Origin of the sequence: Wenyingzhuangia gilva (assembly GCF_030519655.1) — a bacterium.
Lineage (GTDB): Bacteria > Bacteroidota > Bacteroidia > Flavobacteriales > Flavobacteriaceae > Wenyingzhuangia > Wenyingzhuangia gilva.
In genome coordinates, this window is record NZ_JAUMIT010000001.1 from 715,984 (window position 1) to 740,277 (window position 24,294).

A 24,294-nucleotide genomic window follows, 5' to 3' on the forward strand; every position below is an offset into this window, starting at 1 on the left:
TATATTTTACTTTGCTAAAAATAACATTATTATTTGGTTGAACAACCACTCATGTTGGTAATTTTTACCGCTTCTGTTGGAGGCAAGTCTGTATTTCGTTTTACCAACTCTCCTGCCATGTTCTTGGTAATTTCTTTAAAAGCCAATTCTTGAGGGGTTCCTTCTTGTAAAGCTACTGGGTGACCGTAATCTCCTGATTCACGAATACTTTGCACCAAAGGAATTTCTCCCAAGAAAGCTGTCTCTAAATCTTGTGCCAAGTGTTTTGCCCCATCTTGACCAAAAATATAGTATTTATTTTCTGGCAATTCAGCAGGTGTAAAATAACTCATGTTTTCTACAATTCCCAACACTGGTACATTAATATTTTTTTGCTGGAACATGGCTACCCCTTTTTTAGCATCGGCCAAGGCTATATTTTGCGGTGTACTTACCACTACTGCCCCAGTAATAGGTAATGCTTGTACAATAGACAAGTGAATATCTCCTGTTCCGGGAGGTAAATCAATTAATAAAAAGTCTAATTCTCCCCAATCTGCATCAAAAATCATTTGATTTAATGCTTTAGAAGCCATAGGACCTCTCCAAATTACGGCTTCGTTAGGATTGGTAAAAAAACCTAAAGACAATAATTTGATTCCGTAATTTTCAACAGGTTTCATTTTAGAACGACCATCTACATTTACAGAAATAGGTTTTGCTTTGGCAACATCAAACATAATGTGCATTGATGGACCGTACACATCGGCATCTAACACTCCTACTTTAAATCCCATTTTTTGCAAAGAAACCGCCATGTTAGCCGTTACGGTAGATTTTCCTACCCCTCCTTTACCAGAAGCTACAGCAATAATATTTTGAATTCCAGGGATTTTTTCTCCTTTAATTAAATTTGGATTTGCTTTAGGCTCTTCCTTTTTTATTGCTACTGACAAATTTACTTTTACCTTAGCTAATGAAAACTGAGCGACAATCGCTTTTTCAATTTCCGTCTCCGTTTTCTTTTTAGCTTGTAAAGTAGGATTGCTAATTTGTACATCAATCACCACCTCATCTCCAAAAATATTGATGTTGGTTACATTTTTATTTTCTATCAAACTTTTTCCTTCACCAGGTGCTGTTATCGTCTCTAAAATTGCTGTTATATCAGATTTTGTAATACTCATTTTAGTGTATTTAAATTCAGTTGCAAAGATACGTTATTCCGCAGAAATGTTTCTATTTACACATCTATAGTCTTCCCTAAATTAAAATCTTACACATATTTGCACTTGTTGTTAGCTAAAGCGCTTTTTTCTTCCTAATTTTCAGATTCAATTTTACAACTAACTATATGGATGTAGACAATTTGGTTCAAAAATTTCAAGAAGAAAAAGATGTACTTGCGTATGAAAAACTCTACGAAATGTATAACAAAAGCATGCTTGGAGTGATCAACAATATTATTAGAGATGAAGACCTTTCCAAAGATATTTTACAAGAAGTTTTCTTAAAAGTTTGGGATAACATAGAAAGTTACACCCCTAAAAAAGGTAGGTTTTTTACATGGCTGCTAAACATTTCTAGAAATGCAGCCATCGATAAAACAAGGTCTAAAGATTATCGCATCCACAAACAAAACCAAAGCTTAGATATTTTCGTAAATATATCAGAACAAGAGGAAAAAGAAGTAAGTGATGAGGAAAAATCATTATTTGCTAAAATTCAAAAAATGTCTGAAAAGTGTAGAAAAGTAATCGATTTAATCTTTTATAAAGGATATACTCAAAGAGAAACATCAGAAGAATTAGACATTCCTTTAGGTACGGTAAAAACAAGAAGCCGTAGTTGTTTGGAAAATTTAAGATTGAGTATAAATAGATAGGATTATGGAGAATGTACAAGAATATATCGAATCTGGAATACTAGAACTTTATGTTGCGGGTACGCTAAGTAGAGAGGAAAGCTACGAAGTGTATACCATGATACAAAAGCATCCAGAAGTAAAAGCATACATCAAAGAAATAGAACACACGGTTGTTAACATAGCGGAATTAAGCAACAAAAAAGGATTTGTAGCTTATCCGTTTAGCAAACTAATGTCTGCTATTAATAGTAACAATACCAAAGTGGTTCCAATTCGTTGGGTTAGCTACATGGGGTGGGCAGCAAGTGTTGTGTTAACAGTAGGAATTATAAGTCTTTACACCAATAACAGCGAATTAAAAGAAAACTTAACCAAGGAAATTGCATCTAACATTAAGTTAGATGAACAAAGAGCTAATTTACAAGGTGAGGTGATTGCTAAAAACATTGAAATCAACACCAAAAATGAGGTGATTGCTTTTATATCATCTGAGACTACTGAAAAAGTAGACTTGGCTGGACAGACGGTATCTCCAGAAAGTTATGCAGCTATTTATTGGGATAAAAAAACCAATGAAATGTATGTAGACTTAAGTGGTTTGCCTAAAGCTCCTGAAGGAAAAGTTTATCAATTATGGTCTTTAACTTTAAATCCGTTAACTCCTACAAGTTTAGGAACTTTAGATGGATATAATAAAGGAGAATCTTTTATAAAAGTTAGCAACGGCAACAAATCTGAAGCCTTTGGAATTACACTAGAACCTGCTGGTGGTAGTGCATCGCCAACTTTAGAGCAATTATATACTTTAGGATTGACCAAGGTATCTTAATACAACAAAAAAATATTTACAAAAAAGACCATCGTTTTGCGATGGTCTTTTTTATACTAGTAATTATAAATCAAGCTTTCCTAATCTAACATTAAGAGGTATTGACAAATCGATAAATTTAAATTTTAAGCTATGAGACTTACTCAAAGGCTCAACCATTTTATTAAAAGATTTTATATCATTTGTAATATATGCATCTATTTTTCGGTTATGAACTTGAGCAAATAATTTTATATCATTTATAACAACCTTTCTAGTTCCATAATCACCAAACTTACCTAAACTTTTTAATGTAGATAGAAAATTACCTGCAATTTTAGCATCTGAATAGTCAAACTCCAACAATCTAAATACATTTAACGAAAGTAAGTTATCAGGATTATCACCAACAGCATATTCACTAACAACAATTGTGGATAAATATAATTCAATATCATTTTCTAAAAAATATTCGAAGTAATCAACAGCATTTTGATGTAGTTCATCATCAACTTTTAATAATCTAATACAAAAAGAATTATCCACTAATACACTGTTTAGTTCTTTCATATACCTTCAGCTTTTAAATCATCGATCCAGGTATCTACATTAGAAATCTTACTTAGGTTTACGGAAGCTTTTTCTATTACTTTATTTAAGAGAGATCTATTAAAAACAGGTTTATATTTAATAAACTCAATCAATTCTAGTTCTGTTAATTTATTCTCATCTTCAAAACTTTTTTTACCCCTGACTTTCACTCCATATGCTTTATATGTTTTTTTCTCACCATTTACAATCTGTTCTTTCGTTGCTGAGATGGTGAGATTACCATATTTTTTAGTACTTATGTGTACGTTAGGAGTTTTACCACCTTCCTGATATATTTCACCATATAAATAAAACTCACTTATATAAAAAACAGGAGTAATCATTTCAAAATTAGTTGAATCACTTATTACTAAAGTTGACTCTTTTGCCATTGAGTTATTAAACTCAATTGTATAACCATTTTTATTTGCTGTCTTCTGAAATTTATCAATAATGGCTTGTCTTTTGAAATCTAAGAAATCTAGATTATTTCTATTTTTTATTTCACTTGTTAATCCATTGAATAGTATAACAGCAGTAATTGGCATAAAAAACTTATGCTTAGCAGACCCTTCTTCTATATCGTATGATATTTGTGGTCTATTTAATTTTTCTCTACGATTTGGATACAGAAATGACTCAATATCTGATATAAAGTCTTTAACCTCATTTATATCAATATCTTTAGGAGTTAATGTATTATCAGTATTATTAACTCTTAATTCTATGTATCCTTGTTCTTCCACTTTTCTAAAATACAAAATTACTTAAAATAAAAATAGCTTTTATCTATCATAATAATAAAAGCCCATTTTATTCAAATGGGCTTTTCATTACAACTATAATTCACTATAAATCCTAAAATTTATATGCGATGGTTCCTTTTACAAAAAACGGTGTTCCTGGAGTAAAGTGAATTTCTTCCACAGATTGTGTCTCATTTTGCAAACGAGATTCTGTAGCAAACTGCGTTTCGTTCCATGCTACATCAAATAAGTTTTGAATCTGTACTCCCAACTCAAACTTTTCCCAAATGTAACCCATATTTAAATTGGTTACTGTATATCCCTCTGCCACAATAGAGTTGTCTTCGTTGGCTGGTCTATCTTTTATATGTAAAGCATTTATTCCTGCATAAAATCCTAAATCTTTTTTATAAGAAACTCCTCCCTTTAAAGTAAAATCTGGAGCTAAAGGCACATAATCTTGCCCACTTGGTTCATCTCTAAATCTTGCATGCGTATAATTTACATCAAAGTTTACAAATAAAGCTTTTATAGGCTGATATCTTGTATTAAAAGAAACTCCTTGTCTTACGGATGCTCCGTTAGGCTCTACAATTCCAGCATCTCCAACATATACAAATTCTTGCTCTGATAACATCGCCCATAAATCTAATCCTAATAATAATTTTGGCGTTGTTTTCCATACAAAACCTGCATCTGTACTATAAGCTTTTGGAATAGCATTTGCCTGAGAAGTGATAATCAATCTACTATCATTGGTATGAAAACCTTGACCTACCTTGAAATAAGACTGAAAAGAATTGTTTGGCGTATAACTAACACTTAATCTGGGACTTAGAATGGCTGCTGATTGTTCTTTTAATTTAAAACCTGTTGTATTATTATTTTCTATAAAATCTTGATATCCAAAAGACACATAATCTAATCTTAATGATGGATTTACCGACCATTTATTCAATTGAAAAGCTGCGCTAGCATATCCAAAATAATTGGTTTCGTTTACATCTCCGTATCGAAGTCTTTGTAATATTTCTGATTTGTTTTTAGTTTCAGACAACTGATTATTTCCTACCATATCAGTTCTTACACCAACTCCTCCGTTAATTACAACTTCAGTATTTCCCCACATCATTTCTTTTTGATAATCTGAATTGTATCCAAAAACATCTCTTCCTTCAGACTGGTAAATTTGATCTCCATCAACAGGATTGTTTAAGAAAAATGTGAAATTAGAATACAAATCAAATTTGTATTTAGAATAATATGCAAAATGTTTCATTTGCGAATTATCGTCATATTTCTGAATCATTCTTAAAGAAACATTGGTTCTTGATGTTTCTCCACCTTCGGTATCATCAATAGCCCCAAAACGAGTAATGGTTCCATTATCTAAAGCTCTTTGTGGAATTTGACCTGAGGCATTCCAGCTACTTACAAAATGAGAAAATGAGAACTCTAACTTTGTATTCTTAAAAGTTTTAAAATATTTACTATTAATATTAAATCTTTTAAAATTCTGTGGACTTTCAAACGCTCCGTCAGAGTTTAAATTTTCAATAGCCACATAAGCACTTTCATCCGTTTTATCTAAAAAAGTATTCATAAACAGCAATCGCTTGGTATTAAACTGTCCTCCTTCTAGCTTAATTAAGTTATGATCTAAATTTTCTTTACTTTTTAAATTTACCGTTCCAGTTGTTGCAAAGTTTCCTTGACTAAAATGATATGGTCCTGCTTTAAAATCTATTTTATCAACTGTTTCTGGAATTACAAAATGTAAATCTGCATATCCTTGTCCATGTGCATGAGAAACCATGTTTACAGGAATTCCATCAACGTTTACTTGTAAATCTGTACCGTGATCTATATCAAATCCTCTATAAAAAATTTGCTCTGCTTTTCCACCTCCAGCGTGTTGACCAATAATTAAACCTGGTACTTTCGTTAATAGTTCTTGAGATGATTTTACAGGATTACGTTCAACATCTATACTTGTAATAATTTTATCTTCATTAATTTCTGGAGATAACATTATCTGATCTAAATCAATCGTTTTTGCTTTAACAGTAACATTTAACTTCGTGTTTTTATTATAAACAATTTGTTTGGTTTCAAATCCCATTTTATTAAAAACAAGCGTATCACCAACCTTTAAGCGTTCCATTTCAAAGACCCCTTTAAAATTGGTATGTGCATGATTTTGTGTTCTTTGATTAATCACATACATAAACTCTACAGGTCTGTTCTTTTCATCTGAAACAACACCTTGCAATGTTTGCGAAAATCCTGTTACAGAGATTAATAAAAATAACACCCAGCTAAATTTTTTCATTTTTCTATACTTTTATAATTTTTCTATTTCAATAGCTTTTACAGGTCCTAACTCAAATTCTGCCTCTAATAATTCTTCTTTCAACGGTTTCACCAATTCTTGTTTGTTGTTAAGTGCATATACTTTTGCCACTCTTAACAGTACTTCTGGTTCATAAGATTTTAACACCTTATTTTTTTCAATAATTTCCATTCCTTTTAATGGATTTTCTACATGTGCTGCTGCTAAAGCTAATAATGAGTACGACTGTGCTGTGGGTCTATTTTCTACTTCCTTCAAAGCCAACTCATAAGCTTGCTTATACTCTTTATTGGCTTCCAAAATATCAAAATTATATTTATTGTACATCTGCCCGTATCCTGCTTTTGTAACTTCAGACCAATAATTTTCAAAATTTTGTTTGATGTAGTTGTTATCATATAATGCGATTTGGTACGCCAATAAATCTAGATCTGCACCCACATAACGTTTCTTTACTTTTGAGATGATATATTTTGCGTGATCGATATTTTTATCATGAGAAAAAGCAATCCAAGCAATTTTTTTTAGTGCGTAAACATCCGCCGGATTTTTTTCCAAAGCTTTTAAATAATATTGATATGATTTTTCAATATCACCATGATGTCCATAATAATCAGCCAAGTTGGTTTCGCACCACAAAACCAATTCTTCATAACCTTTTTCTTTAGCCCCTTGCAAAGCTTCTTCCATATAAGAAATAGTAGCATCTAAATTTCCTTCATGATCTTGCCATTTTGCTATTCTAATTAAATAATCAAAAGACCTTTTATTTTCTATGTTTGATAAATATTTCTTCGCTGTATCGTTGTTTCCTAATTCCAAATGAACATCAAACAACATTTTAATGGTTTCTTGTTTTTTATCTCCATTTGCTTCTGCGGTTTCTAATAAATCTAATGCTTTTTTAAACTGGTGTTGTGAAATATAATTTCTGGCCAATGCTCTTAAATAACCCGATTGTTTAGAACCTGAACGTTCCACGGCGTTCTTTAGCAGCATTTCTGCTTTCTTTAAATATTCTATATTTCCTGTTTTTGAAAACAATTGATTTTCTATTCCTGCAATTTCTGCATTGTATGTAAACTGAGTTGGAGTAGCTGCTAACTTATCTTCCCAAAATTTTAAATTAATTTGTAATTTTTTAAGTGATGCATCTTCAGACAACTCTAAATACTGTTGAATATCTTGTAGTTGTACTACTTGTTTTTTTTCTTGATTACAAGAAATAAGTAACATCAGCAAAAAGATACAACTTGTTGTTTTAAATAAATAATTTATAGTTTTCATAGTGTGAAGATTTTAGATTAAAAATTATTAAATGCTGGCTTAGCCAGCATTTAATAAGCTTATTTGACTATTACCAAGGAGAGGCTAAATATGGAAAACTTGTTAAGAATTCTTTATCATTTACATCTACATGATCATCAGATAATGCCGGGTTTTCAGTAAAGTCTTCCCCACCAAAAATCAATAATAACTCTACAGTAATTACATCATCTGCTAAAGCTCTACCGGTTAATACATTGGTTCCATCATAAAAAGTAGTTTTACCATCTAACGAAACATTTAATACATCAGTAGCTAACAAATTAGTAAAAGCTGTTGATGTTTGACCTAATGCATTTGTATCTGTACTCTCATTAAATGCAGGACTTAATGCTTCTAAATTTGTTTTAAACTTACTGGCAAATGCTGCTCCTTGTTTAGATGGAACAGTAGTGTTAAACATATCTTTATCTGCCGAAGCAACAAATACAGTGTTTACTGCTGGTCTACCCATTTGATCTTCTTGAGCATACATAGCTATTGGCTCTTTCATATCATTATCATCGTCGTTATTAGAACAGTTAAATGAAATAACTGCTACTGATAACATCATTCCTATTGTTGTTATTTTGCGTATCATAATTTTTTCAGTTTTAAAGGTTATTGTTTTCTTTTTGTAGTTACCCAAGTATTGATAGTTCCCGTACCACCAATCATACTTTTTGGTACTTCTACTACTACTGATAATACATTTGTACCTGCAAACGTATCTGTTCCTGGATTGTTAAATCCTTCTGGTGCTGTACCTCCTACAATAGCAGAATATTGAGCAAAATCCATAAAGAAAGGATCATCTCTTAATCCTGCAAAAGCTTTAACACCACTTACTGATGATGCATTTGTTGTAGCTGTAATTGCATCTGTTTTATAAGGAGTAATTGCAACACTACTTTTGTAATTATCTGATAATAAAGTACTGTTTTTACCCGTTTCATTTGGCACGGCAGGTCCGTATACATACATTTTATCATCTGTACCAGGAATTGCCTGAATTACATAATCTTCAACATTATCACCATCCGTGTCAATGTTAAACTCAACCATTACGTTTTTGTCAAACTTTGCCGATGCAGAATTTGCTGGAGTAATTAATCCTTGAACATTTGCTACAAAAACTAAATTGTTTGTGTTAGCTCCTTGAAAAGCATAAAAGTCTGTAATGTCACTGGTACCTCCCTTAACTGCTGGTGCATCAATATGGTCTGCTGCTATGATAGCTCCAGACACAAGCGCTATTGATGCTAGCCCTAATAAAATCTTACGTGTTTTCATAATTGTGTGTTTTTTTAGTTAATAAAACGTTTACACAATTATTTACGAGAGAATGTTCAATACGGTTTTAAAAAAATTAATTTTTTTTTTTATAAAAAACAAAAAACATATATAAACACCTGTATATCAGTGTTTTTTTATTTTGAAAAAATATTTTTATTTAAAGTTCTTTTGTCGGATCCCAATAAATTTCATCAAAATTTTGGACTTGATTGTCTTTTACATGCACTCCTTCACTCTCTAAAAGTTGTTGCATTAGGTTGGTTCCATCAAAATGATGTTTACCACTTAACATTCCAATTCTATTTACAACTCTATGTGCAGGAATACTAATATCTCCGTGAGAAGCATTCATGGCATACCCTACAATTCTAGCGGATTTTGCTGCTCCCAAATATTTAGCAATGGCACCATAGTTAGTCACTCTCCCTTCTGGAATCAACTTTGCAACTTGATGCACTCTTTTAAAAAAATCTTGCTTATCTGTTTCCAATAGATTGTTTTGGTATGTTTTGTGATAACTCAAATTTAAAAAAATGAAAAAGAACTTACTGCTATTAGGCCTATCATTATTACCCATGATATTCAATGCCCAGAAATTGGACAAAGCAAAAACCAACTTAAAAAAAGATTTAGTATACGAAGTTTCTTATAGTGAAGCCGGATCTGAAAAAGAAGAAGAACAAACATCATTTAAAAATGATTTAGCTTATGACCTTATTGTAAAACCAATTGTATTTATAGCTGGCTATCTAACCTATGGTCTTTTTGTAGAATCAGGAATGGAAGGGAAACATTCTCATATGGAACTTACTCCTTATCCCTACCTAAATAATTTAAAAGGAGATTATGCCTTTGAAGCAAATGAAGTTGCTTTTACCAGATTTGACATTTCAAATCAATTTCTAACAGACCAGAGTAACACTTATGGAAATAATTTAAATGTAAAATTTAGGTTTTTAGAACGAGCTAGTGTTGAGTACAACCAGCTATATTTATTAGAGTCAAAAAAATATACTAGCCAATTTTTCATACATGATTTAACGGCTAATTATTACCGAATAAGAACCAATCATTTAAGTTTACATTACGGATTGGGTGTTAGTTATGCTCATTCAGGAGTAAATAAAGCTTATTTTACCTACAATACTGGCATTAGCTATTTTATGAATGTTCCATTAAGTATTAGTTTAGAACATAGAGGAACTCCTTTTTCTGAGAACGGAATTTATCAAACAAACCTGAATTTTAATTATCATATACGTAACTACGCAATACAAGCGGGGTTTAATTTTTATAACATTGGAAATGTACACTATAAAATGTTCGGTTTGGGAGGAAAAATATATCTATAAAAAAAGCCTCTGTTATAACAGAGGCTTTTTTTAATATTTTAGTTTAAACTTTATGTAGGTAATGGCTTTTCCTACTTCAAGGTATTGACTTTCGTAATAGGTTTGCACCTTTGTTACTTCTTCTGGAGCACCTTCTTGTCTATATACATCATGATTTGCATACATAACATCGTGGCCTTGACCGTGTAACAAACCTAGCGTATACCCATGCATAAACTCACTATCTGTTTTTAAATGCATGATTCCTTCTGAATTTAACACCTTATGGTATCTCTTTAAAAAGGCATCACCGGTCATACGGTGCTTGGTTCTTTTGTATTTAATTTGTGGATCTGGAAAAGTAATCCAAATTTCACTTACTTCGTTTTCGGCAAAAATAAAATCAACCAATTCTATTTGAGTACGAACAAAAGCTACATTAGGTATATTCTCTTCGGTAGCTGTTTTAGCACCACGCCAAAAACGAGCTCCTTTAATGTCGATACCTATATAATTTACATTTGGATTTCTTTGTGCCAAAGCAACAGTATATTCTCCTTTACCACAACCTAGTTCTAAAACTATAGGATTGTTATTTCCAAAGAATTCATTCCACTTACCTTGATACTTAAATCCAGATATTACTTCTTCTCTAGTTGGCTGTATAACGTTTTCAAACGTTTTGTTTTCATTAAAACGTTTTAACTTATTTTTACTTCCCAATACAGTTTCTTATTTTGGTAAATCTTCAGTATCTGTATCTTTAAACTTTTTAGATTCTTTCATCCAATAAGCAAAATATACTAAAGCTACTATTACAAAAACAAAGTTAATAGCGTTAGATCCCCACCAAGAACCACTAAAACGTAATGCTTTGAATGGTAAGAATAATCCTTTTGTAAATAAATCGTCTATGGCGTGAAAGATATTTAATGCGATCATAATGATAATATTTTTGTGCAAAGCAAAAGTAATAAAAGTTATTGTTACTTAATTGCTTAAAAAGTGTTTTTTAAGAGATCTAAATACAATTAATTTCTTCCTTTCTCATTAGGATATAAACTTGGTAGTGGATCACTTTGCCAAAATGCTTTAGTATCCACATCCATAATGGTTAAAGGATTAATAAAAGCTGCTCCTGTATCAACATTCCAAACATTGGCAGCTTGGTATGGTTGATTGATGTTGATTTTAGACAAAGCCGTATGACCTATAAATATTTCTTTGTACAACTTTAATCTTTCAGGATAAAAATCATCTTCTAAAGGTAAGTTTCTACTTGCCAAAGCTGTTTCCCATAATGATCTGTCCCAATAAAACATTTTGGTAAAATGTTCATCCTCTACACCTCTTACATTAGTAAAACCAGCATGAACAAACAACCTATTTTGATTGTCTAAATAATAGTTCTCTAAATTTTCTAGAAAATGAATATGAATTTTAATAAAATTATACGGTCTGTCTTTATACGAATTTATGGTGGCCTGTCCTCCATGAAACAACCAATTAGGATTGTCTTTAGATTTTGTTAACCAATCATAAAACAATTCATCGTGATTGCCTCTTAAGAAAATACAATCGTGTGAAGATTTAAGTGAAATTAGTTTGTTTATCACTTCAAAAGATTGGCTCCAGCCATCAACATAATCTCCTAAAAAAATTAACAAATCATCTGTAGTTACGTTTGCTCTCTCAAAAACCTGATCTAATGCTTTTAAACCACCGTGTATATCTCCTATAACTAATGTTCTACCCATAATTAATTTTGTGAGTTTAAATATAAGTATAAAACATAAAAAAACCGATAGCGGTAACTAACGGTTTTTATGAAAATTTTTAGTTTAAATTTAATTTTGTAACTATAATTTATTTAATGATGATCTCATTTTTAATGTTTTTTATATCATTAAAAAATTTAATCTCATCACTTGACAAACATATTTTTTGTATGAACAAATTATTTATCACAAGGTAAAATAGTTGATCATAATCCAACACGAGTTCTTCAAAGGAAAGTCTATATAAATTTGCATCATAGTGAGATGACTTTAAGCTCTTTAAAAGTTTTTTTGTTTCATCACTAACTTCAACTTCCATAAGATCTAAATAAACATCATAATTAGTAATAAATTGCTGGATGATTTTATCTAATATGATTTGAGTTTTATCTAACTCGTAATTCGATATGTCAGGGGTTTTAAACAATTGTTTATTCCCTGAACTAGAAATAAAATTATAATTTTCTTTAGCTAGCAAATGTTTATAAACAGGTAATATCATGATAAAAAGAATTTACTACAAAGCTCTATCATCTATTTTAAAACTTGCCTATACTACAGTATAAAAGAACCTATACTAAGGTCTAGGTTCCATTATATTTCCTGATCAGATTTAAATTTTAAGAACATCGGTGTTAGTTCTGTACGTTTTTTTATATCTAATTTTCTAAAAATATTTGATATGTGATATTTAACGGTTACTTCTTGAACAAAGAGTTTTTCCGAAATTTCTTTATTGGTTTTTCCTAAAAGGATATAATTTACAATTTCTGTTTCCCTTAGCGTTAGATTATGTTTTTTTATAAAACTTTCAAAAATTTCTTCATTTGATTTTTTTTTGGATGTGTCGCTTTTTTTAATATTTTCAATCAAATTATTTTTAATTACTCCGTTACGATATGAAATTGCATATAAAAAAACGACCATTTCAAATAAACTACTCATCTTAAGATATCTATTTGAAAAATCAAAATAGTATACTCCAAAATCAAAAGGAAGTATGTACAAAATATTGGAAATAAAAAGAATAAGGTAACCTATTACTAAAAATCTTGCATAGACCTGCTTGTTGAACAACAAAAAACCTAAAAACAAGTAAATTACCAATATGGTAGTATTTAAAACTTTTCCTACTGAGTACCATAATGTATTATCATTCAATGCAAATACGATATAAAAAAAGGTGTTTAAGCTGATTAACAAAAAAATGATAGTTATTATCTTCGGATAGAATTTTTTAATTCCAACAGCTTCATTAGTAAACAAAGTCAAAAAAATGACCAACATAAGCTGTAAAAAAACATCAATATATCTTACAAAGAAAAAATCAGCAAAAAAACCATCAATCTCTGCTAGTATTAGTATTATACTTAATAACAAAAAACTATAGTATATGTAAAACTTATCTTTTGTGTTAACATAAAAAAAGATGTTAATAAGTAGAATAATAAATGAAATTCCATAAAACAAACCCAGTTCTAATTGATTTTGTGTTTTATGTTTTAAAAACTCCTCTTTCTCAAAAATTTCCAATGGAAAATATGTACTTTTTGTAAAATCGACTTTAAAATAATACTCTACTAATTCGTTATTAGTAATAGAAGTAGATATCTGTATATCCTTTTCCTTGATATCTTTTAAAGAATAAATTTGTTGAGCTTGATGGTTTGTGTACTGATATACTTCTAAATCATTAAAACACTCTGCATTGATTGAAAACACGAGATTTTTTGTTTCTTTAGAAACATTTTTTACTTTAAGCTTATACCATAATCTTAAATCTGTTTGCCTGAAAAAGGATTCTTTGTTAATTGCAAATTCTGCATCATTTACAATCTCTTCTAATTCTAATTTTTTTGATGTATCTAGGACATAATACAAATCATGAGTACACACTTTTGATTTAAATTCATGATCTATTATTAACTTATCTTGAGGATAAATTGATTGAAATAACAAGCAAAACAGTAAACTAAATTTAATAGATAAATCCAAAATTCTTAGTTAATTATGCTCAAAAATACGCTAATAATTCTTTACCAATAGTATTTTATTCCGTAAATAATAACTGCTGGATTGGTCATAGCAGAAATTGAAATTTTTTTAGACAAGCTATACTCTAAGCCTATTCCATAAGTTGGATTTAAATTTCCCGAATATAAAAAAGTATTGTTAAAAGGAATGGCATCTACTTTTTGTAATCTTCCTTTGTAACCATATAAAAATCCACCTCCATAATCTATAGAAAATTTTTCGGTGATTTTAATCTTTCTCAAATAAAACAGAGACATCGAAAAATCATTATAAGAATTGTTAAAAGCGGATAATTCCCATGATTTATAATTCACAGCTGTATAAAAAGCTCCATGAATTATTGGATTTTTTGATTTTTGAAAATGTGTAGCAAATGGTAAAAACTTAAATCCATTTTTTGGAGATTCTCCCCAAATAGTAGTCCAAAAAGACTGTTTTTCAGCTGGTTGTTCTAACTTTTGTGTGTATGACAATTGAAAAAACAACAAACAAATAATAGGTAATATTTTCATAGCAGTTCGATAAAATTAACAGCAATAAAGCCTTATTTTAAATCGAAGGAGAAATTACAAAAACCAACTCATAAATAAAACGATTCTATTAGATTTATACACTCAATATTTTACTAAATTATGAGTGTATTTTAAAAGCAAAAACCCATAACGAATGTTATGGGTTTTTGCTTTTATACAAGTTTTATTTTTATTAATTGTTTAAGGCTTCTGCTCCTCCAACTATTTCTAAAATTTCCCCTGTAATTGCTGCCTGACGAGCTTTGTTATATGTTAATAATAAGTCATCTCTTAAATCTTTCGCATTGTCTGTTGCTTTGTGCATAGCCGTCATACGAGCACCATGTTCAGCAGCATAAGAATCTCTAATTGCTTTATACAATTGTGTTTTTAAAGACTTTGGAATCAAAGTTTCAACTATTTCTTCTTTTGATGGCTCAAAGATATAATCAGAAGTTGTGTTTCCTTCAATTTCTACTGGTTCAATTGGTAAAAATTGCTCTAAAGTAGCAATTTGAGTTGCTGCATTTTTAAATACATTATAAACAACCTCTATTTTATCAAATTTATTATCTGCATACATTTGCATTAATTGCTCTGCGATAACAGTAACGTTGTTAAAAGTTAAATCATCAAATATATGAGTATTGTTTTCAACTACCTTATACCTTTTAGACAAAATATCATTTGCTTTTTTACCAATAGTATATAAAGTAACTTCTTTACCTTGATATTTCTCTTTAATAACTTGCTCTGTTTTTTTAACTATAGATGAGTTAAAACCTCCACACAAACCTCTATTTGAAGAAACAACAACTAACAAAACTTTAGAAACCTCTCTTTGCTCAGCATAAACTCCACCAGCTTCTGCATCTAAAGTAGCACTTAAATTTTGTAATAACTCAGTTAATTTATTAGCGTAAGGACGCATGGCAGTAATAGCGTCTTGTGCCTTTTTTAACTTTGCAGCAGATACCATTTTCATTGCGCTCGTAATTTTCATTGTAGAGCCAATAGAGGTAATTCTGTTTCTAATTTCTTTTAAGTTTGCCATTATTTTTAGTATTGAGTAATGAGTACAAAGTACTGAGAAAATGAGTTCGCCTCACATCTCAGTACTCAATGCTAGTCTCTAATTCATTAATATTTTGCAGATACTTCAGCAGCTACAGCTTCTAAAACGTCTAAAGAAGATTGCTCTAATTTACCAGACTTTAAAGAATCTAACACATCTCTGTGCTTTGTGTTTAAGAACTGGATATAATCAGCCTCAAACTCTTTAACTTTATTTACTGGAACATCTTTTAATAAGTTCTTGGATCCTGCATAAATAATTGCAATTTGATCTTCTACAGTGTAAGGATCATTTTGAGATTGCTTCAAAATTTCTACGTTACGTTGTCCTTTTTCAATTACAGACAAAGTAGCAGAATCTAAATCAGATCCAAACTTAGCAAACGCTTCTAATTCACGGAACTGTGCTTGATCTAATTTTAAAGTACCTGATACTTTTTTCATAGATTTAATCTGAGCATTACCCCCTACACGTGATACAGAAATACCAACATTAATAGCTGGACGAACTCCAGAGTTAAATAAATCTCCATCTAAGAAGATTTGCCCATCGGTAATAGAAATTACGTTTGTAGGAATATATGCAGAAACGTCTCCTGCTTGAGTTTCAATAATTGGCAATGCCGTTAAAGATCCTCCTCCTTTTATCTTACCTACCAATGAAGGTGGTACATCATTCATTTGAGAAGCAATTTTGTTATCACCAATAACTTTTGCAGCACGTTCTAATAATCTTGAGTGTAAGAAGAAAACATCCCCTGGATAAGCCTCACGTCCTGGTGGTCTTCTTAATAATAATGAAACCTCACGGTAAGCAACTGCTTGTTTAGATAAATCATCAAAAACAATTAAAGCTGGTCTTCCTGTATCACGGAAATATTCTCCAATTGCAGCACCTGCAAACGGAGCATATACTTGCATTGGAGCAGGTTCAGAAGCGTTAGCAGCTACTACAGTAGTATAAGCTAATGCACCTTTTTCTTCTAACAAGTTTACAATTAATGCAACGGTTGACGCTTTTTGTCCAATAGCAACATAAATACAGTAAACTGGTTCTCCTGCATCGTAAAACTCTTTTTGATTTAAGATGGTATCTAAAGCAACAGTAGATTTACCAGTCTGACGGTCTCCAATGATTAACTCACGTTGTCCACGTCCAACAGGTATCATGGCATCTACAGATTTAATTCCAGTTTGTAATGGTTCAGTTACTGGCTCACGGAAAATAACCCCAGGAGCTTTACGCTCTAACGGCATTTCAAAAGTTTCTCCTGCAATTGGTCCTTTACCATCAATAGGATTTCCTAAAGTATCAACAACACGTCCTACAATTCCTTCACCTACATTGATAGAAGCAATTCTTTCAGTTCTTTTTACAGTTGAACCTTCAGATACTTCTGAAGAAGGTCCTAATAATACAACTCCTGCATTATCTTCTTCCAAGTTCAATACAATTCCTTGTAAACCTGATTCAAACTCTACTAATTCACCATACTGCACATTCGCTAATCCGTATACACGTGCAATACCATCTCCAATTTGTAATACAGTACCAACTTCGTTTAAAGAACCTTTAGATTCAAAACTAGTTAGCTGCTCTTTTAAAATTGCTGATACTTCAGCTGGGTTTATTGCTGCCATCTTATTTTTATTATTTGATGTATTTTTTAATTTTTTGATATGAATTGACTGTTGTCAAAACTTCTTTCTAACAATGTTAAACTTCTTGAAACACTTGCATCATACTGAATATCTCCAATACGCAACACAAATCCTCCTATAATCTCAGGATTAATAATGTTTTCAATAGTTGTTACACTTCCTGTTAACGCCTTTATTTTATCAATTACTTTTGATTCTAAAGCTTTTGTTAATGGAACTGCAGTAATTACTTGTGCTACTTTAATTGATTTTAAGTGATTATATATGGCTTGGTAACTTTTTGATACCAATGCCAAAATATCCAAACGTCTTTTCTCTCCTAAAAGCTTAATTAATCCTAAAGTGTAAGTGTTAATTTGAGATCCAAAAATAGCCTCCAAAGCATTCACTTTTTCAGATGTTTTTACAATCGGGCTTTTTAACATCACCTCTAAGTCTTGACTTTCAGCAATAGTAGCGGCAATTAATTGCATATCTGCATTTACTGCATCTTCGCTTTTATTGTCTTCTGCAAGATTTAAGATCGCTTTTGCATATCGCAATGCTGCTCTTGTACTCATGCTCTTATTAGTTTAAAATAACTTCGTTCAAAGATTTCTCTACCAAAGCCAATTGACTTTCTTCTGAAGCTAATTCACTTTTGATTATTTTTTTTGCAATATCAATAGAAATTCCTGCTACCTGAGTTTTTAATTCAGTTAATGCAGCTTGCTTTTCTAATTCAATAGTTGCTTTTGCATTGGTAATGATAGCCTCTGCTTCAGCACTTGCCTCTCCTTTAGCCTCAGAAACTATTTTTTCTTTTATTTCACGAGCCTCTTTTAACATTACATCTCTTTCAGCTCTTGCTTCTTTTAAAATTCTTTCGTTGTCAGCGTTTAATGCTTCTAACTCTTTTTTTGCGTTTTCAGCAGCTTTTAATGCATTTGAAATCCCCTCTTCTCTTGAGTTTAATGCCTCTAAAATTGGTTTCCAAGCAAATTTGCGCATCAAAATGATCAATACCACAAATATAATTGATACCCAGACAAATAGACCAAATGAAAAATCGTTAATTAACTTATCCATTGATGTTTGTTTTATATATAGTTTGTTTTAATTCTGTTTAATGTTTAAATACTATCTACAACCAACCGTTGTAGATAGTATTTGCTTTTTTTGGAAGGGAATTATTTCCCTAAGATTAATGCACCAAAAGCCAAACCTTCTAATAAGGCTCCGATGATAATCATTGCTGTTTGAATTTTGTTAGCAGCTTCTGGTTGTCTAGCGATAGCGTCCATTGCTGAACCACCAATTTTACCTAAACCTAAACCTGCACCGATAACGATTAAACCTGCTCCTACTAATCCTGGAATTGTTGTCATAATAATGATCTATAAATAATTAAACAAAAAAATTCTTAATGATGGTCGTGTTCCTCAACTGCCATACCAATAAACAATGAAGATAACATTGTAAAGATGTATGCTTGTAAAAACGCAACTAATAATTCAATAACGTTGATAAACAAAGTTAAAAACAACGATACTCCTATGCTCCCTCCGGTACCTAACGTTTCTTTACCAATATAGATAACTGCTAAAATCCCCATTACAACTGTATGACCAGCAGTAATGTTAGCAAATAAACGAATTAATAATGAGAAAGGCTTTGTAAACATTCCTAACACCTCAATTGGAGCTAATACAATTTTCATTGGAACTGGTACTCCTGGCATCCAAAAAATGTGTTTCCAATAATCTTTGTTACCACTAAACTGAACAATTATAAATGTAAATAATGCTAAACAAATGGTTACAGCAATGTTTCCAGTTACGTTAATTCCTAATGGCGTTAATCCTAATAAGTTTGTAATCCAAATAAAGAAAAATACAGTTAATAAGAATCCCATAAATTTACGGTATTTCTTTTCTCCAATATTAGGTCTTGCAATTTCGTCTCTAACAAAAATCACTAATGGCTCTAAAACTCTTGCAAATCCTGTTGGAATTGGTCCGTTCTTATATCCTTTAGCCAATGATCTAAACAATAAAAGCATTAAAATAGAAATTGCTAAAATTGAAAATACATTTTTAGTAATAGATAAATCTAAAGGTTTTGCATTGGTTGGATGATGATGTTCGTCATACTCAATAGTTCCTTCAGCATCTGTTTTGTATATTTTTCCGTGATATAATCTGTAGTGAGCATCTCCTTTTGTAACTACCTTATCTCCATGATGGAATTCTGAAGACATAAATACTTTTAAACCATTATCTACTAAAATAATTGGCAAAGGAAAACCATAGTGGTGACCTGCTGCTTCATCTGAAAAAAACACAAAATCATGAGAATCTCCTAAGTGATGTTGAATATAATCAGCAACTTCATCTTTAGTATTTACCCCATCATTGTACCCTTCTTCTTCAGAATGTGGAAGTGCTTTATGAGCATTTTCATTATTCTCGTGATGTGTTGCTTCTTCGTGATAAGCACCTGATTGATGCTGATCATCGTTTGCATTCATTGTAAACGACGGTACTAATGCTAGCATTAAGACCACCAAAACTTTTAGGTTCAATTTTCCTATCATTCTCTCGTGAATATTGATTGTTTTCAAAATTTGTGCAAATGTAAACAATAATTTAAAAAAACTATTAGTTTTCAACTGCGAATTATGTAAAATTCAAAAACTTTATGATTTCTTTAACTCTTTAGCTAAATCACTAATTTTTAACAACTTTACTATAAAAATTTGTTCCATCACTAAATTCAACCCAAAAGGGATGAACAGGGCTAAGGCATCAATCTTCGCTACATTCCCCATATCGTTGGTAGGATTTAGTAAAACAAATATCAAAATCATTTTAACAACACTTAATCCTAAAAACACAAATCCTATTTGATCTTCGTATTTTTTCTTTAAAAATAAGATAGCAACACACACACTTAAGGAGGCTATTGCATTTGTCAAATAAGAAAATTTTATATCTACTACTGGTGCTAATTCCGCCTGAATTGAAGTATTTATAAACTGATGATGCACTATAAACGCTACAATATTTAACACTACCAAAACGATAATGTTTTTAATATTAGTTTTAACCATTAAAAATCTATTCTTTATTAAGTTTGTTTAGTTGTCTCATAAGCACCAGCACAAAAATAATTAGTGCAACTACTATAAACAATAATGTAAACCAAGGTTTTTCTAAAGAAAACTTTGCATCTAAATGATGTCCAATTAAAGATGCCAAATACATCATAACTCCTAACTGAACTCCAATTCCAGAAAATCTAAGAAATTTCCGAAATGTTTTGTTTTGTTTCTTTTGTGGTTTCAACTGCTTTAGTATTTAATTCTTTAATAGAGCTTAGCATTTTACAATTTGCATTAAAAATAGCTCCTGGCTCAACAGTTAAACTCTCCATATAAACTTCACCTGATACCTTGGCACTTGGCTTTAAACACAATGAGTTTTTTACTTCTAAATGCCCATCAAAAAAACCTTCTATATCGGCATTTACACATTTAACTTTCCCAAAAACTCTTCCATCGGGTCCAATAATCACTTTCCCTGTTGTTGTTAAATGTCCTTCAACAGTACCATCAATTCTAAAATCTCCTTGAGAAACTATCTCTCCTTTAAAAGTAGATTTTTTAGAAATTCTATTTCTCTCCATTGCCAAATCATCTTGTTGTCCTGATGTTTTCTTTTTATCTGAATTAAACATAGACTGTTGTATTTAAATAGTTATTTCTCAAAGTTACTTATTATTTAAGAACTCCAATGCTTTTTTTGCTTCGTCTGTATTAGGATACCTTAATTTTATTTCTTCTAACAACTTTTTAAAAGCTTCTTTGCCTTCTATTTTAGCCACAATATATGCATGTAGTAACGCATATTTTGGAGCTAAATCTGTATCAGCATATTTAATTTTAGCAAGATTAACTTCTTCTAAAGCCGCCTCAAATGAATTCAACAAATACAGCTCATATATAGTTTCATAACATTTTATGTATTCATTTTCTTCTTCATCAACAGCTAACTCCTCAACGTTATTCGCTAATTTTGTAAATGATGATTTAGGAAACTCTTCTTGTAATTTTTGTTTGTAATAGTCAGAATTTTGTTCTTCTCCTGTTTCTTTATAAATTTTATACAACCTATAATATGCTCCCATTTTTAAATCATCAGAAGAATTAAATGCAATAAGTTGTTTTAATTTCTCAACAGCTAAATCCTTTTCTTTTAACTGATTGTAATAGGCATTTCCTAACTCGTAATAATTTAAGTTTCTGCTTTTTGTAATACTATCTAAAAACTTAGGATCTCTATTTATTTGAGAAGTATAATAAGTAACATCATATTTGGTTGTGCTATTCGTCTGTAAACTGTCTTTTCCTTTTTCCTCTGTTTTAGCACTTCCAATAGAAGTAAACAATGAAGAAGCAAACCAATTACCATCTTTTCTAGAAGGTTTCCATATTTTTTGAAATTCTTCTCTCCCTTCAGTTCTCAATTTGCTGTTGTAAAAATACCAACTATTTGCCCCAGCTTTATTTGTGGCTCTGTTTTGAGCCGCTAATGCTTTTAACTCTTTAATTCTTTGATTTTTTTCAGCCTGTTTTATTCCATCAATATACGCTTGAAAGAAAGTATTCAATTCACTTTCACTAAGACTTGCTACTTTTAACAAACTATCATTCTTATTTGCTGCTTCAATAGTAGTTACTATTTTTTCTAAACTATTAGATTTTCTTTTGATGCGAATCACTCTAAGTGATTTTTCATTTTTAGAAACATCAATCAAACTATCGTAGTAAGATTTTGCAAATTTATAATTCTTTTCACCATAAGAAATATCCCCCAACTGCTCATAAGCAATCATTTCCTGATGTATGTCTTGTTCTGATTTTTGTATGGATTGCACATAATAACTTTTGGCAAGTTGAATAGAATCTGCCTTTTCATAAATCAAACCTTTTTGAAAAAGTAATTTATTTACATAAGGTCTGTTTTTTCTCACAAAAATTAAATGATCAACTTCTTCTAAAAATTCCTGAGTACTATAATCTTCAATATGATTATTGATCTTTTCTAATTTTGACTGTAGTTTATATTTATACAATCCATTTTTAGTGTTAATAACCTTTTCAAAAGCTTCGTCAGAAGACTCAATATCACCTTTATTTCTATACAATTGACCTAGAACAAAAGCTGCTCTTGAAGCCATTACTCCCTTATCTACAGCATCTAAAGAAGCTTCTAAATGCGCTATTCTCTGATCTATACTATCTGGAGTTTGCTCGTAAGCCATGACAACTCCCAACTCCGCTTGCTGTCTCACTTCATTGGTTAATCTTGATGATGTTAACAATCTAAGTAAGGCTTTTTTACCAAAATTCACATTTCCTGAATGAATATTACTTTTGGCTCTCCAAACTACGGTTTCGTATATCAAGCTAGCGCTTGGATAGTTTTTAATAATATATTCGAACGACTCTAAAGCAGGTGTGAATCTTTTGGTATAGTATCTAGATTTACCTAACAGTAAATACGCTTCATCAATTTGTGGGTTTTTTTCTTCTCCATCAATTAGCATGGAGTGCTTTTGGATAGATTTTACTGCTTTTTCCTCAGCTTCTTCAAAGTCAGATTGTCCAATGGGCTTTACATCATCATCTACTCTTTCTTCTGCATAAAAGCTAAAAGGCTCAATAGGCAATACGTTTGTAAAATCATCACTATAAGTACTTTCTACTTTTTCTAATCCTTTTTCAAAAGCATTCTTACCATTATACAAAACATTGTACTTGGTTACCAAGGCATGGAATTTTCTATTTAAGAACTTATCCTTACGTGTACTACACGAAATTAAAAATAGTGTTGATATGAATAAAATGAAGTATTTCACAAAAATAATTAGATAAATAGTTGCTCGTCTAAACACAAATATAACGTTCTGTGTTTAATCGCATTGTGCTTAAGCTACAAATCTATCTATTATTTTAGAAATAGGCTCTATTTTAGAAGTATACTGAATACTAGGGCCTGCCACCCAAACATTTTTATAGGTTACTTTTTGTGCTGAATTCACCACATCCTGTGTTCCTTTTATATACCTCAACAGCTTAATCCACTTTTTTAAAAAAGCGTATTTGTGTAGTTTTTTTTCTAGCCAAGTTTCATCTAAACCTACTTTTTTTACATAAGGAGTATTGATAACCGTACAGGGAGTACCTGATATTTTTTTAGTCATTACAATGTCATCAGCTCCATAATCTACACAAGCTTGTTTGTATTCTTTTGACACCAATGATTCTTCTGAAGCAATAAAAGGACTACCGATTGAAGCTCCTGCAGCTCCATAAGACAATACCATATCTAAGTCTTCTTTGGTTCCAATTCCTCCTGCTGAAATCACTGGTAAATTTGTATTTTCTACCAATTCTTTAATCAAAACATCTGGAGGATATGTCCCTCTATGACCACCCGCTCTATTGTTGACTGCAATTAATGCATCACAACCTAATTTTTCTGCTTTTTGGGCGTGATCTAAATTCACTACATCACAAAAAACTTTGATACCCGCTCTACGAGCTTTTACAATCACTTCTCTAGGACTTCCTAAAGAAGTAATAATAAAGTCTACTCCTTCTTCGCAACAAGCTTTTAGTTGTTCTCTATATTTTAAGTTTGATGGATTGACAATAATATTAATTCCAAACGCTCCATTTGGGGGTTTTGCAGCTTTCATTTCTTTAATTGCTGCTTTTAGTTCAGATATTTTTCTATAATTTAATGCTGGAATACAACCTGCTCCTCCTCTTTTCATGGCTGCAACAACCATGGCTGTGTTTGAAACTAAAAACATAGGAGCTACCAAAAACGGTAAATCTATTCCTAGTAACTCTTGTAGTTTTTTAGATTGTGGCATAAAAAGGTTTTTATTAGCTTAAATATATACTTTT

General features: G+C 30.9%; 28 protein-coding genes. 3 read left to right on the forward strand and 25 right to left on the reverse strand.

Annotated elements, in window-relative coordinates; genetic code table 11:
- Positions 1–29 precede the first annotated feature (29 nt).
- Positions 30–1,166 (reverse strand): Mrp/NBP35 family ATP-binding protein, encoded by a 1,137-nt coding sequence (locus tag QVZ41_RS03310; RefSeq protein WP_302883123.1) that lies wholly within the window; start codon positions 1,164–1,166, stop codon positions 30–32.
- A 167-nt stretch (positions 1,167–1,333) separates the two neighbouring features.
- Here QVZ41_RS03310 and QVZ41_RS03315 point away from each other — a divergent pair, with 167 nt between their 5' ends.
- Together QVZ41_RS03315 and QVZ41_RS03320 are read left to right on the forward strand one after the other, a co-directional pair.
- Positions 1,334–1,864: an RNA polymerase sigma factor gene (locus tag QVZ41_RS03315; RefSeq protein WP_302883124.1), complete on the forward strand. Its 531-nt coding sequence runs from the start codon at positions 1,334–1,336 to the stop codon at positions 1,862–1,864.
- 4 nt (positions 1,865–1,868) lie between these two features.
- A complete protein-coding gene (locus QVZ41_RS03320; RefSeq protein WP_302883125.1) occupies positions 1,869–2,675 on the forward strand; it encodes an anti-sigma factor in 807 nt (268 codons plus the stop codon).
- Positions 2,676–2,738: 63 nt separating this feature from the next.
- Here the strand turns inward: QVZ41_RS03320 and QVZ41_RS03325 are convergent, their stop codons facing one another.
- From QVZ41_RS03325 to QVZ41_RS03355, 7 genes are all read right to left on the reverse strand, one after another.
- On the reverse strand, positions 2,739–3,224 hold the full coding sequence (locus QVZ41_RS03325) for a PIN domain-containing protein (RefSeq protein ID WP_302883126.1): 486 nt from the start codon (positions 3,222–3,224) through the stop codon (positions 2,739–2,741).
- Positions 3,221–3,991 (reverse strand): hypothetical protein, encoded by a 771-nt coding sequence (locus QVZ41_RS03330; RefSeq protein WP_302883127.1) that lies wholly within the window; start codon positions 3,989–3,991, stop codon positions 3,221–3,223. The genes QVZ41_RS03325 and QVZ41_RS03330 overlap by 4 nt, the downstream gene beginning before the upstream one ends.
- Before the next feature lie 112 nt (positions 3,992–4,103).
- Complete coding sequence (locus tag QVZ41_RS03335) at positions 4,104–6,323, reverse strand: TonB-dependent receptor (protein WP_302883128.1); 2,220 nt, start codon at positions 6,321–6,323, stop codon at positions 4,104–4,106.
- Between the two features lie 12 nt (positions 6,324–6,335).
- Positions 6,336–7,631, reverse strand: a complete 1,296-nt coding sequence (locus QVZ41_RS03340; protein WP_302883129.1) for a tetratricopeptide repeat protein — start codon at positions 7,629–7,631, stop codon at positions 6,336–6,338.
- Between the two features lie 70 nt (positions 7,632–7,701).
- Positions 7,702–8,250, reverse strand: coding sequence for a DUF4331 family protein (locus QVZ41_RS03345; RefSeq protein ID WP_302883130.1), 549 nt, complete (start codon positions 8,248–8,250; stop codon positions 7,702–7,704).
- A 20-nt stretch (positions 8,251–8,270) separates the two neighbouring features.
- A complete protein-coding gene (locus QVZ41_RS03350; RefSeq protein WP_302883131.1) occupies positions 8,271–8,942 on the reverse strand; it encodes a DUF4331 family protein in 672 nt (223 codons plus the stop codon).
- Between the two features lie 160 nt (positions 8,943–9,102).
- Positions 9,103–9,435: an MGMT family protein gene (locus QVZ41_RS03355; RefSeq protein ID WP_302883132.1), complete on the reverse strand. Its 333-nt coding sequence runs from the start codon at positions 9,433–9,435 to the stop codon at positions 9,103–9,105.
- Positions 9,436–9,478: 43 nt separating this feature from the next.
- Between QVZ41_RS03355 and QVZ41_RS03360 the strand changes: the two genes are divergently transcribed.
- Positions 9,479–10,297, forward strand: a complete 819-nt coding sequence (locus QVZ41_RS03360; RefSeq protein WP_302883133.1) for a hypothetical protein — start codon at positions 9,479–9,481, stop codon at positions 10,295–10,297.
- A 30-nt stretch (positions 10,298–10,327) separates the two neighbouring features.
- Here the strand turns inward: QVZ41_RS03360 and trmB are convergent, their stop codons facing one another.
- The 17 genes from trmB to QVZ41_RS03440 form a co-directional block, all read right to left on the reverse strand.
- A complete protein-coding gene (gene trmB, locus QVZ41_RS03365; RefSeq protein WP_302883134.1) occupies positions 10,328–10,999 on the reverse strand; it encodes a tRNA (guanosine(46)-N7)-methyltransferase TrmB in 672 nt (223 codons plus the stop codon).
- A gap of 9 nt (positions 11,000–11,008) precedes the next feature.
- Positions 11,009–11,218 carry a DUF6341 family protein gene (locus QVZ41_RS03370; RefSeq protein ID WP_073117994.1) on the reverse strand — a complete coding sequence of 70 codons (210 nt, stop codon included), beginning with the start codon at positions 11,216–11,218 and terminating at the stop codon, positions 11,009–11,011.
- Between the two features lie 89 nt (positions 11,219–11,307).
- Entirely contained in the window at positions 11,308–12,033 is a 726-nt protein-coding gene (locus QVZ41_RS03375) for a metallophosphoesterase family protein (protein WP_302883135.1), read from the reverse strand.
- A 109-nt stretch (positions 12,034–12,142) separates the two neighbouring features.
- The gene (locus QVZ41_RS03380; RefSeq protein ID WP_302883136.1) at positions 12,143–12,556 is read right to left on the reverse strand and encodes a hypothetical protein; all 414 of its coding nucleotides are present in this window, start codon (positions 12,554–12,556) and stop codon (positions 12,143–12,145) included.
- A gap of 92 nt (positions 12,557–12,648) precedes the next feature.
- Positions 12,649–14,049 carry a 7TM diverse intracellular signaling domain-containing protein gene (locus QVZ41_RS03385; RefSeq protein ID WP_302883137.1) on the reverse strand — a complete coding sequence of 467 codons (1,401 nt, stop codon included), beginning with the start codon at positions 14,047–14,049 and terminating at the stop codon, positions 12,649–12,651.
- A 41-nt stretch (positions 14,050–14,090) separates the two neighbouring features.
- Positions 14,091–14,600: a hypothetical protein gene (locus QVZ41_RS03390; RefSeq protein ID WP_302883138.1), complete on the reverse strand. Its 510-nt coding sequence runs from the start codon at positions 14,598–14,600 to the stop codon at positions 14,091–14,093.
- A gap of 193 nt (positions 14,601–14,793) precedes the next feature.
- On the reverse strand, positions 14,794–15,654 hold the full coding sequence (gene atpG, locus QVZ41_RS03395; RefSeq protein ID WP_302883139.1) for an ATP synthase F1 subunit gamma: 861 nt from the start codon (positions 15,652–15,654) through the stop codon (positions 14,794–14,796).
- A gap of 86 nt (positions 15,655–15,740) precedes the next feature.
- A complete protein-coding gene (gene atpA / locus QVZ41_RS03400) occupies positions 15,741–17,315 on the reverse strand; it encodes a F0F1 ATP synthase subunit alpha (RefSeq protein WP_302883140.1) in 1,575 nt (524 codons plus the stop codon).
- Between the two features lie 26 nt (positions 17,316–17,341).
- Positions 17,342–17,896 carry an ATP synthase F1 subunit delta gene (gene atpH, locus QVZ41_RS03405; protein ID WP_302883141.1) on the reverse strand — a complete coding sequence of 185 codons (555 nt, stop codon included), beginning with the start codon at positions 17,894–17,896 and terminating at the stop codon, positions 17,342–17,344.
- Between the two features lie 7 nt (positions 17,897–17,903).
- The gene (locus QVZ41_RS03410) at positions 17,904–18,404 is read right to left on the reverse strand and encodes a F0F1 ATP synthase subunit B (RefSeq protein WP_302883142.1); all 501 of its coding nucleotides are present in this window, start codon (positions 18,402–18,404) and stop codon (positions 17,904–17,906) included.
- Between the two features lie 101 nt (positions 18,405–18,505).
- The gene (locus QVZ41_RS03415) at positions 18,506–18,703 is read right to left on the reverse strand and encodes an ATP synthase F0 subunit C (protein ID WP_073118003.1); all 198 of its coding nucleotides are present in this window, start codon (positions 18,701–18,703) and stop codon (positions 18,506–18,508) included.
- 35 nt (positions 18,704–18,738) lie between these two features.
- Positions 18,739–19,911, reverse strand: coding sequence for a F0F1 ATP synthase subunit A (gene atpB / locus QVZ41_RS03420; protein WP_420896118.1), 1,173 nt, complete (start codon positions 19,909–19,911; stop codon positions 18,739–18,741).
- 102 nt (positions 19,912–20,013) lie between these two features.
- Positions 20,014–20,427, reverse strand: a complete 414-nt coding sequence (locus QVZ41_RS03425) for a DUF6168 family protein (RefSeq protein ID WP_302883144.1) — start codon at positions 20,425–20,427, stop codon at positions 20,014–20,016.
- Positions 20,428–20,434: 7 nt separating this feature from the next.
- Positions 20,435–20,584: a hypothetical protein gene (locus QVZ41_RS14580; RefSeq protein ID WP_420896119.1), complete on the reverse strand. Its 150-nt coding sequence runs from the start codon at positions 20,582–20,584 to the stop codon at positions 20,435–20,437.
- Positions 20,585–20,615: 31 nt separating this feature from the next.
- Positions 20,616–21,053 carry a bactofilin family protein gene (locus QVZ41_RS03430; RefSeq protein ID WP_302883145.1) on the reverse strand — a complete coding sequence of 146 codons (438 nt, stop codon included), beginning with the start codon at positions 21,051–21,053 and terminating at the stop codon, positions 20,616–20,618.
- Positions 21,054–21,086: 33 nt separating this feature from the next.
- Positions 21,087–23,237 (reverse strand): type IX secretion system periplasmic lipoprotein PorW/SprE, encoded by a 2,151-nt coding sequence (gene porW / locus QVZ41_RS03435; protein ID WP_302883146.1) that lies wholly within the window; start codon positions 23,235–23,237, stop codon positions 21,087–21,089.
- A 69-nt stretch (positions 23,238–23,306) separates the two neighbouring features.
- Positions 23,307–24,260, reverse strand: coding sequence for an NAD(P)H-dependent flavin oxidoreductase (locus tag QVZ41_RS03440; RefSeq protein ID WP_302883147.1), 954 nt, complete (start codon positions 24,258–24,260; stop codon positions 23,307–23,309).
- Positions 24,261–24,294 lie beyond the last annotated feature (34 nt).